At 50.0% G+C, this 16166-nt stretch carries 16 protein-coding genes and 2 pseudogenes; 13 read left to right on the forward strand and 5 right to left on the reverse strand.

The window, feature by feature from the left end; all coding sequences use genetic code 11:
* The 5 genes and pseudogenes from HV477_RS06095 to yibB all read left to right on the forward strand — a co-directional run.
* A pseudogene (locus HV477_RS06095) lies at positions 1 to 346 on the forward strand (hypothetical protein); the annotation flags it as partial.
* Between the two features lies 1 nt (position 347).
* Positions 348 to 950: a DUF2612 domain-containing protein gene (locus HV477_RS06100; RefSeq protein ID WP_175064932.1), complete on the forward strand. Its 603-nt coding sequence runs from the start codon at positions 348 to 350 to the stop codon at positions 948 to 950.
* Positions 951 to 1518: 568 nt separating this feature from the next.
* A pseudogene (locus HV477_RS28380) lies at positions 1519 to 2391 on the forward strand (phage tail protein); the annotation flags it as partial.
* A complete protein-coding gene (locus HV477_RS06110) occupies positions 2391 to 2960 on the forward strand; it encodes a tail fiber assembly protein (protein WP_175064934.1) in 570 nt (189 codons plus the stop codon). The pseudogene HV477_RS28380 and the gene HV477_RS06110, both read left to right, overlap by 1 nt.
* A gap of 149 nt (positions 2961 to 3109) precedes the next feature.
* Positions 3110 to 3964: a protein YibB gene (gene yibB / locus HV477_RS06115; RefSeq protein ID WP_175064935.1), complete on the forward strand. Its 855-nt coding sequence runs from the start codon at positions 3110 to 3112 to the stop codon at positions 3962 to 3964.
* Between the two features lie 71 nt (positions 3965 to 4035).
* On the opposite strand, the gene HV477_RS06120 is transcribed toward yibB, so the two are convergent.
* Entirely contained in the window at positions 4036 to 5580 is a 1545-nt protein-coding gene (locus tag HV477_RS06120) for a phosphoethanolamine transferase (protein ID WP_309224788.1), read from the reverse strand.
* A gap of 136 nt (positions 5581 to 5716) precedes the next feature.
* A complete protein-coding gene (locus tag HV477_RS06125) occupies positions 5717 to 6799 on the reverse strand; it encodes a site-specific integrase (protein ID WP_175064937.1) in 1083 nt (360 codons plus the stop codon).
* 90 nt (positions 6800 to 6889) lie between these two features.
* Here HV477_RS06125 and dusA point away from each other — a divergent pair, with 90 nt between their 5' ends.
* Together dusA and pspG are read left to right on the forward strand one after the other, a co-directional pair.
* Positions 6890 to 7927 carry a tRNA dihydrouridine(20/20a) synthase DusA gene (gene dusA / locus HV477_RS06130; protein ID WP_175064938.1) on the forward strand — a complete coding sequence of 346 codons (1038 nt, stop codon included), beginning with the start codon at positions 6890 to 6892 and terminating at the stop codon, positions 7925 to 7927.
* A 167-nt stretch (positions 7928 to 8094) separates the two neighbouring features.
* On the forward strand, positions 8095 to 8337 hold the full coding sequence (pspG, locus tag HV477_RS06135; protein ID WP_000891414.1) for an envelope stress response protein PspG: 243 nt from the start codon (positions 8095 to 8097) through the stop codon (positions 8335 to 8337).
* A 174-nt stretch (positions 8338 to 8511) separates the two neighbouring features.
* Here the strand turns inward: pspG and HV477_RS06140 are convergent, their stop codons facing one another.
* Positions 8512 to 9495 (reverse strand): quinone oxidoreductase, encoded by a 984-nt coding sequence (locus HV477_RS06140; RefSeq protein ID WP_000235550.1) that lies wholly within the window; start codon positions 9493 to 9495, stop codon positions 8512 to 8514.
* Positions 9496 to 9559: 64 nt separating this feature from the next.
* Here HV477_RS06140 and dnaB point away from each other — a divergent pair, with 64 nt between their 5' ends.
* The 6 genes from dnaB (at position 9560) to HV477_RS06170 (ending at position 15269) form a co-directional block, all read left to right on the forward strand.
* Positions 9560 to 10975, forward strand: coding sequence for a replicative DNA helicase (gene dnaB, locus HV477_RS06145; RefSeq protein WP_000918353.1), 1416 nt, complete (start codon positions 9560 to 9562; stop codon positions 10973 to 10975).
* A gap of 31 nt (positions 10976 to 11006) precedes the next feature.
* Positions 11007 to 12086 (forward strand): alanine racemase, encoded by a 1080-nt coding sequence (gene alr, locus HV477_RS06150; RefSeq protein ID WP_001147301.1) that lies wholly within the window; start codon positions 11007 to 11009, stop codon positions 12084 to 12086.
* A gap of 185 nt (positions 12087 to 12271) precedes the next feature.
* Entirely contained in the window at positions 12272 to 13465 is a 1194-nt protein-coding gene (tyrB, locus tag HV477_RS06155; RefSeq protein WP_076741858.1) for an aromatic amino acid transaminase, read from the forward strand.
* Between the two features lie 186 nt (positions 13466 to 13651).
* Complete coding sequence (aphA, locus tag HV477_RS06160; RefSeq protein WP_000724435.1) at positions 13652 to 14365, forward strand: acid phosphatase AphA; 714 nt, start codon at positions 13652 to 13654, stop codon at positions 14363 to 14365.
* Positions 14366 to 14493: 128 nt separating this feature from the next.
* Entirely contained in the window at positions 14494 to 14910 is a 417-nt protein-coding gene (locus HV477_RS06165) for a secondary thiamine-phosphate synthase enzyme YjbQ (RefSeq protein ID WP_000270392.1), read from the forward strand.
* Positions 14911 to 14912: 2 nt separating this feature from the next.
* The gene (locus HV477_RS06170) at positions 14913 to 15269 is read left to right on the forward strand and encodes an MmcQ/YjbR family DNA-binding protein (RefSeq protein ID WP_000155665.1); all 357 of its coding nucleotides are present in this window, start codon (positions 14913 to 14915) and stop codon (positions 15267 to 15269) included.
* Here the strand turns inward: HV477_RS06170 and HV477_RS06175 are convergent, their stop codons facing one another.
* Both HV477_RS06175 and HV477_RS06180 read right to left on the reverse strand, forming a co-directional pair.
* Positions 15270 to 15608 carry a hypothetical protein gene (locus HV477_RS06175; protein WP_000146587.1) on the reverse strand — a complete coding sequence of 113 codons (339 nt, stop codon included), beginning with the start codon at positions 15606 to 15608 and terminating at the stop codon, positions 15270 to 15272.
* Positions 15595 to 16050, reverse strand: coding sequence for a hypothetical protein (locus HV477_RS06180; protein WP_000432197.1), 456 nt, complete (start codon positions 16048 to 16050; stop codon positions 15595 to 15597). The genes HV477_RS06175 and HV477_RS06180 overlap by 14 nt, the downstream gene beginning before the upstream one ends.
* Positions 16051 to 16166: the final 116 nt, after the last annotated feature.

The following is a 16166-nucleotide window of genomic DNA, read 5'->3' on the forward strand; positions in this document are numbered from 1 at the left end:
TGAATACGTGATCACCTGGCAGACACTCAAACCTGTCAGTCTGCATGTCAGTGTGACGCTGAAAAAAAGTGACTATCTGCCCTCAGATATTACCCAACAGGTACAGCAATCCGTGTTGTCCGCGTTTAACGGTACAGATGGTGGTCTGCGGGCCAGGGTCGCTTCTGTTGTCTCCGCCGGGCGCTACTATGCCGGTGTTTACAAAACCGATCCGGAAAATATCGATATTCTGGGCCTTACTGTGAGTCGTGACGGTTCGTCATGGACAACGGCTGTCACTTTCGGGATAGATGAAATTCCGGTTCTGGATGTGTCGAATATCGGTGTGAAACTACAGGAGGCGTAACGTGCAGAATGTGGCAGCAACGGTGCTTGCACAGTATGCCGCCAGTCCCCGACTCAATGCCCTCATTAACAGCTTTAACGCAGCGCTTTCCCCCGACAGTTTTATCAAAGATTTTTATGACCTTATCTGGGACATCGATACCGCAGAAAAGTACGGTCTTGATGTCTGGGGAAAGATTGTGGGCGTCAGTCGTCGGCTGACGGTAAAGGACGATTTTAATTACCTGGGCTTCAGCGAGGCCCGGATGGATAACCCGGTAATGGATGACCCGCGTCCGTTTAATCAGGCACCGTTTTATAGCGGAAAATCGGTTACCCGGACCGTTGACCTGTCTGATGAAGTATACCGGCGGCTGATACTGATGAAAGCCATGTCGAATATTACTGACTGCTCTGTGCCGGATATTAACCGGATGCTGCGGTTTATGTTCGGAAAAAACCGCCGGGCTTATGTTCTGAATAATGGTGGACTGAGGATGAGTTATATTTTTGAGTTTGCTCTCTCGTCGGCAGAACTGGCGATTATCCAGTCGTCGGGCGCACTGCCGTCCCCGCCGGGTGTTTATGTCTCAGTGGTTTTAAAGGAGACCAGTAATGAAGCTTAACGATAAACCCCGTCAACTGGCAGTACCCTTTGCGAGTATCGGGGATAAAAATAATATCCCCGACAAGGCGACGCAGCAGACCAAAGAGAGCGGTAACGCGGCGTACGATTCGGGTTTTCCTCCGGTGACCATGACCCCGATTTCAGCGGGAGGTATACCGCCACACGGCAAGGATTTTAACGGTCTGATGCACGATATTACCGCAGCAATACGGTACGTCCAGGCTGGCGGTTTGTACACGTATAATGCCGGTTTCGCCGGGGCCATTGGTGGATATGCAAAAGATGCCATTCTCGCCGGAGTCGCAACAACAGCGGTCTGGCTGAATACTATTGACGATAACCTGACCGATCCGGAAGGCGCCGACAGCGCAGGCTGGGTAAACCTGCTGGCAGATCCCCTGAAGCTGTTTCTGTGGCAGAAAAACAATCTGTCAGACCTTCAGAATAAAGGAACGGCACGGGATAACCTTCAGGTCTACAGTCAGGACCAGACGGATCTTAAATACCTCGCCAAAGACCAGAACGGTGGCGATATTCCGGAAAAGCCGCTGTTTGTACAAAATATCGGAGCGCTCCCTGCATCAGGTACGGCTGTTGCAGCGAACAGACTGGCATCACATGGCGCGCTTCCGGCACTGACTGGTACGACAAGAGGCAGCGATAGCGGCCTGATAATGGGTGAGGTTTACGACAATGGTTATCCGACGCCATACGGAAATATTTTGCGTCTGACCGGACTCGGTGATGGGGAGATATTAATCGGATGGAGTGGGACTAATGGTGCTCCTGCGCCTGCATATATTCGCAGCCACAGAGATAACGCCGACGCTGAGTGGTCAGAATGGGCGATGTTCTACACTTCCCTGAATCCACCTCCGGATTCGCATCCAGTAGGGGCGGCGATTGCATGGCCGTCTGATGCTACCCCAGCCGGTTACGCCCTGATGCAGGGGCAGTCCTTCGATAAATCTGCTTACCCGTTACTGGCTATAGCGTATCCGTCCGGCATTATCCCTGACATGCGAGGCTGGACAATAAAGGGTAAGCCCATCAGTGGACGTGCTGTACTGTCGCAAGAAATGGACGGCAACAAATCGCACTCGCACACCGCGCGGGCGCAGGATACTGACTTAGGGACAAAATCTACCTCATCCTTTGATTACGGCACGAAATCGACCAATACCACGGGCAATCATACTCACCAGTTCGGCGGTTATATCAATTCATACTGGGGAGATTCCAATCACACCTCATTTCAGCCTGGAGGTGGTGCATGGACACAGGCCGCTGGTGACCATGCGCATACAGTTTATATCGGAGGACACGAGCACACCATGTATATCGGTCCACACGGTCACGTCGTTATTGTGGACGCAGACGGTAATGCGGAAACCACGGTTAAAAATATTGCATTTAACTACATAGTGAGGCTGGCATAATGACTTTTAAAATGAGCGAACAGGCGCAGACAATTAAAATTTTCAATCTGCTTTCTGATACTAACGAATTTATTGGCGCAGGTGATGCGTATATTCCGCCGCACACGGGATTACCGGCAAACTGTACGGATATCGCCCCTCCTGATATTCCCGCCAGTCATATTGCTGTATTTGACACTGAAACCCAGACGTGGAACCTGAAAGAAGACCATCGCGGAGAAACAGTGTACGATACGCAAACCGGAAAACCGATTTATATCTCCGAACCCGGCCCGTTGCCCGAAAATGTCACATCAGTTTCACCAGACGGTGAATACCAGAAATGGGATGGTAAGGCGTGGGTGAAGGATGAAGCTGCGGAAACAGCGGCCAGACTTCGTGAAACTGAAGGGACCAAAAGCCGTCTTTTGCAAATGGCATCGGGGAAAATCGCGCCGCTTCAGGATGCGGTTGATCTTGGACTCGCAACAGATGAAGAGAAAAGCCAGCTCGCCGAGTGGAAAAAATACAGGGTACTGGTAAATCGTGTTGATACCTCAAGCCCCATCTGGCCGGAAATACCATCATGATGAGTTTTGTGCGGGGTGGATGTCCGGTACACTGTTGTGCTCATATTCACACTTAAAATATTCTTATCATTATTATAAATAATTTATATAAATCATTTTGCATGTTAGTATTCCATATTCATTGAAATCTACAGGTTTTTTAAAGAGGTATGACCACTATAACAATTGTTACTGCTTATTTTGATATAGGCAGGAGTCACTGGACATCGCAAAATGGGTTTGCTCCACGCATTGAGCGAACTACTGATGACTATATGGACTGGTTTTCCAATCTTGCTCAACTTGAAAATGATATGGTTATTTTCACTTCACCTGACCTCAAATCCAGAATTGAGGAAATCCGGAGAGGAAAACCCACAACTATTGTTACATTAAATTTCAATAAAAAACTTCGTCATATCAGGAGCCGGATCGCTGCTATACAGTCAGATGTAGCGTTTAAGCTCAGAACTCCCGTAGAGCAGCGGGGTAATCCAGAGTATCTGTCGGCTGATTACGTTTTACTCTGTAATCTGAAAACGTACTTTGTAAATCAGGCTATCAGGCAGGGGTTGATCAAAGACGATATGGCAGCCTGGATTGATTTTGGATATTGTAGAGATTCTGATACCACGAATGGAATAAAAAAGTGGTCCTGGCCCTTCAATAAGGAAAAGATGCATCTTTTTACGATCAGAAGGGGGCTTAAACTTGAAACACTGGAATCAGTGTACAACTGTATGTCAGGTAACCAGGTGTATATCATCGGTGGCGTTCTGATCGGAACGCTGGAAAAGTGGCAAGAATTTTACCGACTGGTGTGGTGTTGCCAAAAGAAGGTGTTGAGAGAGAATATTGTGGATGATGATCAGGGTATATTTCTGATGTGCTATTATTACAGACCTGACATGATAAAGTTAAACTATCTGGGTAAAAACAAGTGGTTTGACTTATTCAAATGCAAGGGAAAGCGAACGATTCGCACCTTTTCTCACAGGATGAGAATATTATGTCTTCACAAATAAAAGTTTTAATTTATAAAAAAAGCCCTGCATGTATATTTCGCAGGGCTTTTAAAATCCGAGGGGTTTATTTTTTACTCTGTATCTTTAAATAAGACGGTTTTTTCATTTGCCGCCTTTACTCTGTCGTTATTCATTTCGCTATTAACAATATTTTTATCGAGCGTATAACCAATAAGACTTGAAAGAATATACTTATTCATAAGACCACTTAGCCATCCATCCTTGTTTCTGAATTGTTCAATGAACGAACAACCAAATTTGTCATTGGTAGATTTATAAAGAAAAGGTATGAACCATTGGTCCTTGCCTTTCATAAGCCCATGACCTTTATTGACTACTTCTCCGTGATCTGAGGTATACAGAAATATATAGTTGTTGCTGTGTTTTGCTACATCATTGAATAATGAGGAAACTATACGATCAGTTTTGTGGATTGTTAAATCATATTCTTCTGCACCCGGTAAGGCATCCTTATCTTCTGTATCGTAGTTCTGGTAAGGCTTATGGTTGCCAAGCAGGTGAACTATTATAAATTTTTTTGGGGCAGACGTATCTTGCAGCGCGTCAGGCAGCATTGGTACCAGATGTTCATCGTGTCCATTCGTCAGTCTGACAACGTCGCTTTTCTTTGCAATAAATCCATATTTTGAGCTGAATAATCCCTCAAGCTCCTGAGAGCCAATCCACCAGGTTTTATACCCGTTAGCTTTTGCCATTTCTATAATGGATTTATTCTTGAAAAGGTTTGTATCGCTTTCTGGCGTACTGAATGAGAATGTCATTGCAAGAGAATCCCTTGTTTCAGGAGCACTTGAATGAACGTTTCTGACAATGCATGATTTGGATTGTGTGAATATTTTTTGTAAGTCTGGACTTGTCAGCTTGGGATACCCGTAAATGCTATACCTTGAAAATAGCGAAGATTCTCCCATTACAATAACAATAGTATTATTACCATTGTCCTCTTTACCTGTTACAACTTCGTTGAAGTCTGGTATTATTGATGTGTTCGAGTAGCGGTCATTCAATATCATCGTGCTGGCAAAATATGCCACATCACCTATAACTGCGGGGAAATAGCTTTTAATAAGTTTGCCTATTGTTGAGCGCGATTCGTTCATGCTCATTTTAATATCGTTTACTTGTGGTCGCACATCATTTACGATCATGAGTGCGGTTAATAAATACAGAAAAATAGCCAGCCAGGGAATCCACTTGAGGCTCTCATGATTTTTATAAAGTTTAATTATTCCATAACTAATCGCTAAGGTTAATAGAATTGCTATTCCTAAAATTTTCACCCCATCACTTAAAAACATTCCTTTCGCTTCGATAAGGTTTGTTTCCACAACAGAACTGATAACATCAAAAGATATTTGTTCATTAAAAATGATGAAGTATGAAATTTCAGATGACAGTAAAAATATAAGAATGCAACCAATAATACGTGGTGTCAGATTTTTACACTTCAATAAATAAAAAGAAATTAATAAAAAAGATAAAGTAGAAAGAAATGGAATGGATGAGTCTCTCCCGAAAATCACTTTATTGATCGAGTATGCTATTATCATAAAGATAGCAATCAATATTACACTATTCTTCTTAACTAATTTCACGATGTTATCCATTATTAGATGTCATTTGTAATGCGATTAATCTATAGGGATGAGGACTTTAGTGTGGTTATCTTTTACGTATGTAGCCCGTAGATGTCAAGTAAAAGAATCTACCAGAAATGGGCTGAGGTTTACGTTATTTCGAGGTTAATTTATTGAATTTTTCATGCAGGGAGTTAGGGTAAAGCTCGGTGTATACCTGCCATAGCGTATTAAGGTTGCGATGCCCTGTTACCTGAGCAACTTCCTCGATACTGAACCCGGCCTCAAACAGCCGGCTTGCTCCTTCCCGGCGCATGTCATGGTAACGCAGGTCTTCGATACCAAGTTCCTTTCTGACGCGCTGAAATCCTGCGGTAACTGACCGTGGATTGTAAGGGAAAATTAACTCGCCGGTTTTTGGCTGGCGTTGCAGTATGTTCCAGGCTTCGCCCAGCAACGGAACTTTCATGTGATTACCCGCTTTTTTGCGCGGGTCTTTTCGGTCCCTGACCAGAACAGCTTTTTGCTGTTCGTCCACATCTTCCCATCGGATTTTGCAAACCTCGCCGATTCTCATACAACTGAGTATCGAAAAATTCAGTATATCCACAAAGGGGATTTTAGCGACCCTGTGAGCGCTTCTGGCTTCGAGAGCTTCAATCAGCTTATCGAGTTCGTCACTTACCGGGCGCCGACTTCTTCGCTTCGATTTTCCGATTAGCCCCATTTTCGTAAGAACGGGGCGTGCTTCATTCGCCGGATTATTCGTATAGTCGATACCATAAACAGGTCTGGCGGAAGCTAATACCGAAGCCAGATAACTTACATCGTGACTGACAGTGGACGGACCCGCGCCAGCACCATTTCTTTGTCGGCAGTGTTCAATAATATGGCTGGTGGAAAGGTCTTTAAGCGGAATTTCGGCGATGTCACAATCCAGAAGCATATTCAGTACGTAGCGTTTTGTCCTGCCTGCCTTTCCGCCAAGATTTGGATCGTTGATGTAGCGCTTTAACAGGTCGCCGACTGACATTTTCCCGGCATCGTTGTTATCCGGTACACCATGCTCTTCCAGTTCAGCAACCCGTTTTGCCCCCCATGTTTTTGCCTGCGAAAGTTTACCAAAGGTTCTCGTTTCGCGATGGATGTGTTTACCCCCTTCCTTCACCCCGGCGGTACAGCGGTACCGTACAGTACCATCCGACCGGGGGCGTTTAACTATGTTATAGTAAGCCATAATTCCGCTTTATCCTCTTTCCGGTACACCATTTTTATGGTGTACCATATGGTGTACCGATAAAGCAAAAATACGATATTAAGAGCTAAAATGCACGAAAATAAAGAATACGTAACCCCCAGTGTAATCAGCGAATTTGGCGGTGTAGCGCCAGAATACAGCGCTAACCGCTTCTCCATTGCGCCTATGCTCGACTGGACGGACAGACATTGCCGCTATTTCCTGCGTTTGCTGTCTCGCCAGACGCTGCTCTACACCGAAATGGTGACCACGGGCGCGATTATTCACGGTAAGGGTGACTATCTGGCTTATAGCGAAGAAGAGCATCCGGTCGCTCTACAGCTTGGTGGAAGCGATCCGGCTCAGCTTGCGCATTGTGCAAAGCTGGCGGAAGCGCGTGGCTACGATGAAATTAACCTCAACGTGGGGTGCCCTTCCGATCGCGTGCAAAATGGTATGTTTGGCGCCTGTTTGATGGGCAATGCGCAACTGGTCGCCGATTGTGTTAAAGCCATGCGTGATGTCGTCTCGATTCCGGTGACGGTAAAAACCCGCATTGGTATTGACGATCAGGACAGTTATGCGTTCCTGTGTGATTTCATTAATACGGTTTCCGGTCAGGGCGAATGCGAGATGTTTATTATCCATGCGCGCAAAGCCTGGCTTTCTGGCTTAAGCCCGAAAGAAAATCGTGAGATCCCGCCGCTGGATTACCCGCGCGTCTATCAGCTAAAGCGGGATTTTCCGCACCTGACCATGTCCATTAACGGCGGCATCAAATCGTTGGAAGAGGCGAAGGAACACCTGCGCCATATGGATGGCGTCATGGTTGGCCGCGAAGCTTATCAGAATCCGGGTATACTGGCCGCGGTGGATCGGGAGATCTTTGGCGCCGATACCACCGATGCCGACCCGGTTGCGGTGGTTCGCGCGATGTATCCCTATATTGAGCGTGAATTGAGCCAGGGAGCGTATCTGGGGCATATCACTCGCCATATGCTGGGGTTGTTCCAGGGTATCCCCGGCGCGCGACAGTGGCGTCGCTATCTGAGCGAAAACGCCCATAAAGCTGGCGCGGATGTTGCTGTACTGGAGCAGGCGCTAAAACTGGTGGCAGACAAGCGTTAAAAGTTCGCCAAAAATTAGTCAATCTCACTAAGCCCTGTGCAGTCTTGCAGGGCGTTTTTCTTATATATCAATAATATAAATATTGGCATGATTTTTGTAAGAGCTTACCTGACCAGACCCGGTAAGCGCCGTGCCGCCGGGCAATGCCATCTTTATGGGGAGCGACTATGCTGGAACTACTTTTTGTGCTTGGCTTTTTTCTGATGTTAATGGTGACGGGCGTCTCCTTGCTGGGCATTCTGGCCGCGCTGGTTGTAGCGACTGCCGTCATGTTCCTGGGTGGAATGTTCGCTCTGATGATCAAGCTGTTACCGTGGTTACTGCTGGCGGTGGCTGTGGTGTGGGTGATCAAAGCAGTAAAAACGCCAAAAATCCCACAGTATCAGCGCAATAACCGTCGGTTTTACTAAGGTATTGAGCGGTTCGTCACAACCTGGAACTTTGCCCTCACAAGCAAATAGGAATCGATTATTAAATCTGTCATGATTGCGCAGGTAACGAATTCATCGCGCTGTACCCTACATACAGCCGAACAAAAAAAGAAAGGGCTTCCCGGGTGGAAGCCCAATTTCTTTGCAGAGCTATTACGGAATCAGCAGGCTTGAGCCCTGTGTGGCCCGGCTTTCCAGTACCTCATGCGCGCGACGGGCATCTTTTAACGCATAGCGTTGATTTTCAGCCACATCAACTTTAATCACGCCGCTGGCGATCAATGAGAACAATTCATTGCTGGCTTCGGTCAGTTCTTCACGTGTCGTAATATACCCCTGTAGTGAAGGTCGCGTGGCATACAGGGAACCTTTCTGATTCAGAATACCTAAATTCACGCCAGTGACGGGGCCGGACGCATTGCCGAAACTGACCATCAGTCCCCGTCGTTGCAGGCAGTCCAGTGAGGCTTCCCAGGTATCTTTCCCCACGGAGTCATAGACCACGCGGACTTTTTTGCCGCCGGTGATCTCTTTTACCCGTTCGACAATGCTCTCCTCACGGTAATTAATTACCTGCCAGGCACCGGCGTCCAGCGCCCGCTGCGCTTTTTGCGCGCTACCGACGGTACCGATAAGCTTCGCGCCCAGCGCTTTCGCCCACTGGCAGGCGATCAGACCGACGCCGCCCGCAGCGGCATGAAACAGGAAGGGTTCGTCGGGTTTCACTTCATAGGTTTTGCGCAACAGGTAAAAAACGGTCAACCCCTTGAGAAAAGAGGCTGCCGCCTGTTCGAAGGAAATGGCGTCAGGTAAAATCGCGGCTTTATCTGCGGGGACGTTATGGACGGAACTGTAAGCGCCGAGCGTTGACTGCGCGTAGACGACGCGATCGCCCACGCGAATGTGCTCCACGCCGTTGCCGACTTTACTGACCACACCCGCAGCTTCGGTTCCCAGGCCCGCAGGCAACGACGGGGGCGGATAGAGTCCGCTACGGATATAGGTGTCGATGAAGTTGATACCAATGGCTTTGTTCTCAACCTGGATTTCGTGTTCCGCCGGTTCCGCTGGCGTAAACTCCACGGTCTGAAGCACTTCCGGACCACCATGCTTGTGAAATTCAATACGCGTTGCCATGCTTCCTCCAAAAGAAATGTGGTAATCTTTCGACCCAATCACTATCTCGGTAACTCCATTCACTATGGCAGGAAATAAACCCTTCAACAAACCACAGACTGATGCCCGCGACCGCGATCCGCAGGTTGCCGGGATAAAAGTGCCGCCGCACTCGATTGAAGCGGAACAGTCGGTGTTGGGCGGTTTAATGCTGGATAACGAGCGCTGGGACGATGTGGCCGAGCGCGTGGTGGCAGAAGATTTCTATACCCGCCCGCATCGCCATATCTTTACGGAGATGGGGCGCTTGCAGGAAAGCGGCAGTCCTATCGACCTGATTACGCTCGCGGAATCGCTGGAGCGGCAGGGCCAACTGGACAGCGTCGGCGGTTTCGCCTATCTGGCGGAGCTGTCTAAAAACACGCCAAGCGCGGCGAATATCAGTGCTTATGCGGACATTGTGCGCGAACGCGCCGTGGTCCGCGATATGATCGCGGTGGCGCATGAAATTGCGGACGCCGGTTACGATCCACAGGGGCGCAATAGCGACGAACTGCTGGATCTGGCGGAGTCGCGCGTCTTCCAGATCGCGGAAAACCGGGCCAACAAAGATGAAGGTCCGAAAAGCATCGACCAGATTCTCGACGCTACCGTGGCGCGTATTGAGCAGTTGTTCCAGCAACCGCACGATGGCGTTACAGGCGTGGATACCGGCTATCAGGATCTCAATAAAAAGACGGCAGGGTTACAGCGTTCGGATTTGATTATCGTCGCGGCGCGTCCCTCCATGGGTAAAACCACTTTTGCGATGAACCTCTGCGAAAATGCGGCGATGTTGCAGGATAAACCGGTACTGATCTTTAGTCTGGAGATGCCCGGCGAACAGATCATGATGCGTATGCTGGCCTCGCTGTCCCGCGTCGATCAGACACGTATTCGTACCGGTCAACTCGATGATGAAGACTGGGCGCGAATCTCCGGCACGATGGGCATTCTGCTGGAGAAACGCAATATGTATATTGACGATTCCTCAGGTCTTACGCCGACAGAAGTCCGTTCGCGCGCGCGGCGTATTTTCCGCGAACATGGCGGGTTAAGTCTGATTATGATCGACTACCTGCAATTGATGCGCGTGCCGTCGCTTTCTGATAACCGTACTCTGGAAATCGCCGAAATTTCCCGCTCGTTGAAAGCGCTGGCAAAGGAACTCCAGGTGCCGGTCGTGGCGCTATCGCAGCTTAACCGCTCCCTGGAACAACGCGCGGATAAACGTCCGGTGAACTCCGACCTGCGTGAATCCGGCTCTATTGAACAGGATGCCGACTTAATTATGTTTATCTACCGTGATGAGGTTTATCACGAGAACAGCGACTTAAAAGGCATTGCTGAAATTATTATTGGTAAGCAACGTAACGGTCCTATCGGTACGGTTCGTCTGACGTTCAATGGTCAGTGGTCGCGCTTCGATAACTATGCGGGACCGCAATACGATGATGAGTAACTCTCCGTCATTCTGTTAACAAGGAATTCAAATGCAAGCGGCAACAGTCGTCATTAACCGCCGCGCTCTGCGACACAACCTGCAACGTCTGCGTGAACTGGCGCCTGCCAGTAAGCTGGTTGCGGTGGTGAAAGCGAACGCTTATGGACACGGTCTTCTGGAGACCGCGCGAACGCTCCCTGATGCTGACGCTTTTGGCGTGGCGCGTCTTGAAGAGGCTCTACGTCTGCGAGCGGGCGGGATCACGCAGCCTATCCTGCTGCTGGAGGGTTTTTTCGACGCCGCCGATTTGCCGACCATTTCCGCGCAATGTCTGCATACCGCCGTACATAATCAGGAGCAGCTTGCCGCCCTGGAGGCGGTGGAGCTGGCGGAGCCGGTAACGGTCTGGATGAAGCTGGATACCGGTATGCATCGTCTCGGCGTGCGCCCCGAAGAGGCGGAGGCGTTCTACCAGCGTCTGACGCACTGTAAAAATGTACGCCAGCCGGTGAATATCGTCAGCCATTTTGCCCGTGCGGATGAGCCGGAATGCGGCGCTACCGAACATCAGCTCGACATTTTTAATGCCTTCTGTCGGGGTAAACCCGGGCAGCGCTCTATTGCCGCGTCTGGCGGTATTCTGCTGTGGCCGCAGTCTCACTTTGACTGGGCGCGTCCGGGCATAATTTTGTATGGCGTATCGCCGCTGGAGCACAAACCCTGGGGGCCGGATTTTGGTTTTCAGCCGGTGATGTCCTTAACCTCCAGTTTGATCGCGGTGCGTGACCACAAAGCGGGCGAACCGGTGGGCTACGGCGGGACATGGGTGAGTGAGCGCGACACGCGCCTGGGCGTGGTGGCGATGGGGTATGGCGATGGCTACCCACGAGCGGCGCCTTCCGGTACGCCAGTACTGGTCAATGGCCGTGAAGTCCCGATTGTCGGGCGGGTGGCGATGGATATGATTTGCGTGGATTTGGGGCCAAACGCGCAGGATAACGCGGGCGATCCGGTGGTCTTATGGGGTGAAGGTCTGCCGGTTGAACGTATCGCTGAAATGACAAAAGTAAGTGCTTACGAACTTATCACGCGCCTGACCTCAAGGGTGGCGATGAAGTATATTGATTAAATACGCGGCAGGCCGGGTGGCGCCTGCGCTTATCCGGCTTGTATCGCGCATTGGCTGTAGGCCGGATAAGACGTTCACGCCGCTATCCGGTAATATGCGCATCCACCACAACATCCTCTCGATCTTCTCGTCCTTCCGGTTTATTGTGTTATTTCCTGCCCTCTGTAAACCTGGAGAACCATCGCGTGTTTCAAAAAGTTGACGCCTATGCCGGCGATCCGATTCTTTCACTGATGGAGCGTTTTAAAGACGACTCCCGTCACGACAAAGTAAATCTGAGCATTGGCCTGTATTACAACGAAGACGGGATTATCCCACAGCTTAAAACGGTGGCCGAAGCCGAAGCCCGGCTTAACGCGCAGCCGCATGGCGCTTCGCTGTACCTGCCGATGGAAGGACTCAATACTTATCGCCATACTATCGCGCCTTTGCTCTTTGGCGCCGATCACCCGGTTCTTCAGCAACAGCGCGTGGCTACTATCCAGACATTAGGCGGTTCCGGCGCGCTGAAAGTGGGCGCGGATTTCCTTAAGCGTTATTTCCCCGACGCAGGCGTATGGGTGAGCGACCCCACCTGGGAAAACCATATTGCGATATTTGCCGGGGCAGGATTCGAAGTGAGTACTTACCCCTGGTATGACGACGCGACTAACGGCATCCGTTTTAACGATCTGCTGGCCACGCTGAATACGTTACCTGCGCGCAGTATCGTGCTGCTGCACCCCTGTTGTCACAACCCGACCGGGGCGGATTTAACGCCTTCGCAATGGGATGCGGTGATTGAAATAGTGAAAGCGCGCGATCTGATTCCGTTCCTTGATATTGCCTATCAGGGGTTTGGCGCAGGCATGGACGAGGATGCTTACGCTATTCGCGCCATTGCCAGCGCTGGGTTACCTGCGTTAGTCAGTAATTCTTTTTCGAAGATTTTCTCGCTGTACGGCGAGCGCGTCGGCGGCCTGTCGGTGGTGTGTGAAGATGCTGAAATTGCCGCGCGGGTTCTGGGACAGCTAAAAGCGACGGTGCGCCGAATTTACTCCAGTCCGCCGTGTTTCGGCGCTCAGGTGGTCGCTACGGTCCTGGGCGATGAGGCGTTAAAAGCGGGCTGGCTGGCGGAAGTCGACGCGATGCGTAACCGCATTATATCGATGCGCCAGACGCTGGTGAAGGAGCTGAAGGCGGAGATGCCTGACCGCAACTTTGATTACTTGTTACAGCAGCGCGGTATGTTCAGCTATACCGGGTTAAGCGCGGAGCAGGTCGAGCGGTTGCGCGATGAGTTTGGCGTTTACCTGATTGCCAGTGGCCGCATGTGTGTCGCCGGGCTTAATACTTCAAATGTACACCGCGTGGCGAAGGCATTTGCCGCTGTTATGTAATATTCAGGCCGGACGGCGATAACAGTGCCTTCCGGCCTGACAATAGCTGTTGTGATCATCCTCTTTTTTCGTAACAAAACCGCAGATAATCCTTCCTTTTGACCGTTACTGGCGTTATGGTCAGATAGTTTTTTGAGCAAAGACTCATCTTAATAATTATAATATTTTGAATTTTAAGGGAAAAGCATGAAAAAAATAACCCTGGCGCTGAGTGCCGTCTGTTTGTTGTTTACGCTAAACCATTCCGCGAATGCGTTAGTATCTTCCCCTTCGACGCTCAATCCGGGCACTAACGTTGCAAAACTCGCGGAACAAGCGCCTGTCCATTGGGTCTCTGTCGCCCAGATTGAAAACAGCCTCACCGGACGCCCGCCGATGGCGGTCGGCTTTGATATTGACGACACCGTGTTATTTTCCAGCCCCGGATTCTGGCGCGGAAAGAAAACCTACTCCCCGGACAGCGACGATTATCTGAAAAATCCGGCCTTTTGGGAAAAAATGAACAACGGCTGGGATGAGTTCAGTATTCCAAAAGAAGTGGCCCGACAGCTCATTGATATGCATGTTCGTCGTGGCGACAGTATTTACTTTGTCACTGGTCGTAGTCAGACGAAAACGGAAACCGTGTCGAAAACGCTGGCGGATAACTTCCATATTCCGGCGGCGAATATGAATCCGGTGATTTTCGCCGGCGATAAACCGGAACAAAATACGAAAGTACAGTGGCTGCAGGAGAAGAACATGCGTATCTTCTACGGCGATTCGGATAACGATATTACCGCGGCTCGTGATTGTGGTATCCGCGGTATTCGCATCCTGCGCGCGGCTAACTCCACCTACAAACCGCTGCCGCAGGCAGGAGCGTTTGGCGAGGAAGTCATTGTCAACTCGGAGTACTAAAAATCAGGAGAGCGTCAGGCTCTCCTTTTTTGCATGATTTTTGCACAAACTTGCCCCGCTGGCTTTTACCTTTTCCAGACTTGCTGCACACTATTCAGGAGACGTTTGTTTTTAGGAAGGAGCAGCCTATGTGGTATCAGCGCACCATTACACTGAGCGAGAAGCCGCGCGGGTTTCATCTGATAACAGATGAAATTATCGATAAATTGTCTGGCTTACCGCCTGTCGAAACGGGTTTGCTGCATCTGTTGTTGCTACATACCTCGGCCTCGCTGACGCTAAACGAAAACTGCGATCCCACCGTGCGCGCTGATATGGAGCGCCATTTCCTGAAAACCGTTCCCGATAATGCGGCGTATGAACATGATTACGAAGGCGCGGATGACATGCCTTCGCATATTAAGTCGTCAGTATTGGGCGTCTCGTTGCTGCTGCCTGTACGCCAGGGGCGTTTACAGTTAGGAACATGGCAAGGTATCTGGTTGGGAGAGCACCGTATTCACGGCGGTCCACGTAAAATTATCGCGACACTACAAGGGGAATGATAATGACCATTTCGGAATTACTGCAATACTGCATGGCAAAACCTGGCGCAGAGCAGAGCGTCCACAGCGACTGGAAAGCGACGCAAATTAAAGTGGAAGATGTACTTTTCGCGATGGTAAAAGAAGTTGAAGGACGCCCGGCAGCCTCTCTCAAAACCAGCCCGGAACTGGCAGAGTTGTTACGTCAGCAGCACAGCGATGTACGACCGAGTCGGCACCTTAATAAAGCGCACTGGAGCACGGTCTATCTGGACGGATCGCTGCCGGATTCACAACTCTATTATCTGGTCGATGCCTCTTATCAACAGGCGGTAAATGCGCTGCCGGAAGATAAACGCAAGCAGTTGCCGCAGTCCTGATTATAGCGCGCCGACCAACAACGCCAGGGCGATATCAATGAGGCGGATGACCGTAGACCGGATACGGCTGCCGAGGGCGATTTGCGCATTATTGGCGCGTAGCCTGGCGAGGTCCCGCTGTCCTTCCAGCAGAATAATCATATCGTCGTCGTCCAGCCAGCCGCGAGCATGTTCCTGAAGCGCGCGGGCGATAAACGCGGCGGACTCGCGGATAGCGTCGTCGCTGTCTTCTCTTGCCTGCTTATACGTCTGGATAAACTCGGCAATCGCCGAGGACGCTACAGGGTGTTCGGCCCGGGCGGTGGTCATCAGGTTATGTATTTCGTTAATAGACGCCATTTTCATCTCCTTGAGTGCAGTGGGCGCCCCAATGCAGACACTCACCCTGTATAGCTAATTTCCAGACCTGATTATTTTGCTGTTGGTATCTCTCTGCCTGGATGTGAGTAAGTGGTTGCTTACGTTGCATAACCCGCGCATAAAGACGCAAATAGTGATTTTTCAGCAGCGCCAGATTATCGAGTCGGTGTTTATCCCCACCTTGACGGGCGACCCGCTCAGCCTGAAAAAATGTCTGGCGGATATCGCGGTCATCCTTGAGCAGTGTCTCTTTTTGCCACGGTATTCGCGCCGCGTCCTGCAGGAAGCGGGTTGAGCGCGTTTGTAATAGCGTCAGTTGTTGAAAAGCTACGGCGCTAAAGCGGTCAGGCAGCGTACAGGCGGCTAAAAACAGGCACAGCAGTAGTGTGATTGCGTAGGGCAACTTCATGGTGTTTTCCATAACAGACCGTTTGCGCTATCACATGTCAGAGCGAGGCGGCACGCAAATCACAAATGCTCAACACGGATACAATGAGGTGGGATGAGGAAAAATGATGCCGCTTCCCGGCGAATCGG

Source organism: Salmonella sp. SG203, from assembly GCF_013350575.1.
GTDB lineage: Bacteria > Pseudomonadota > Gammaproteobacteria > Enterobacterales > Enterobacteriaceae > Salmonella > Salmonella enterica.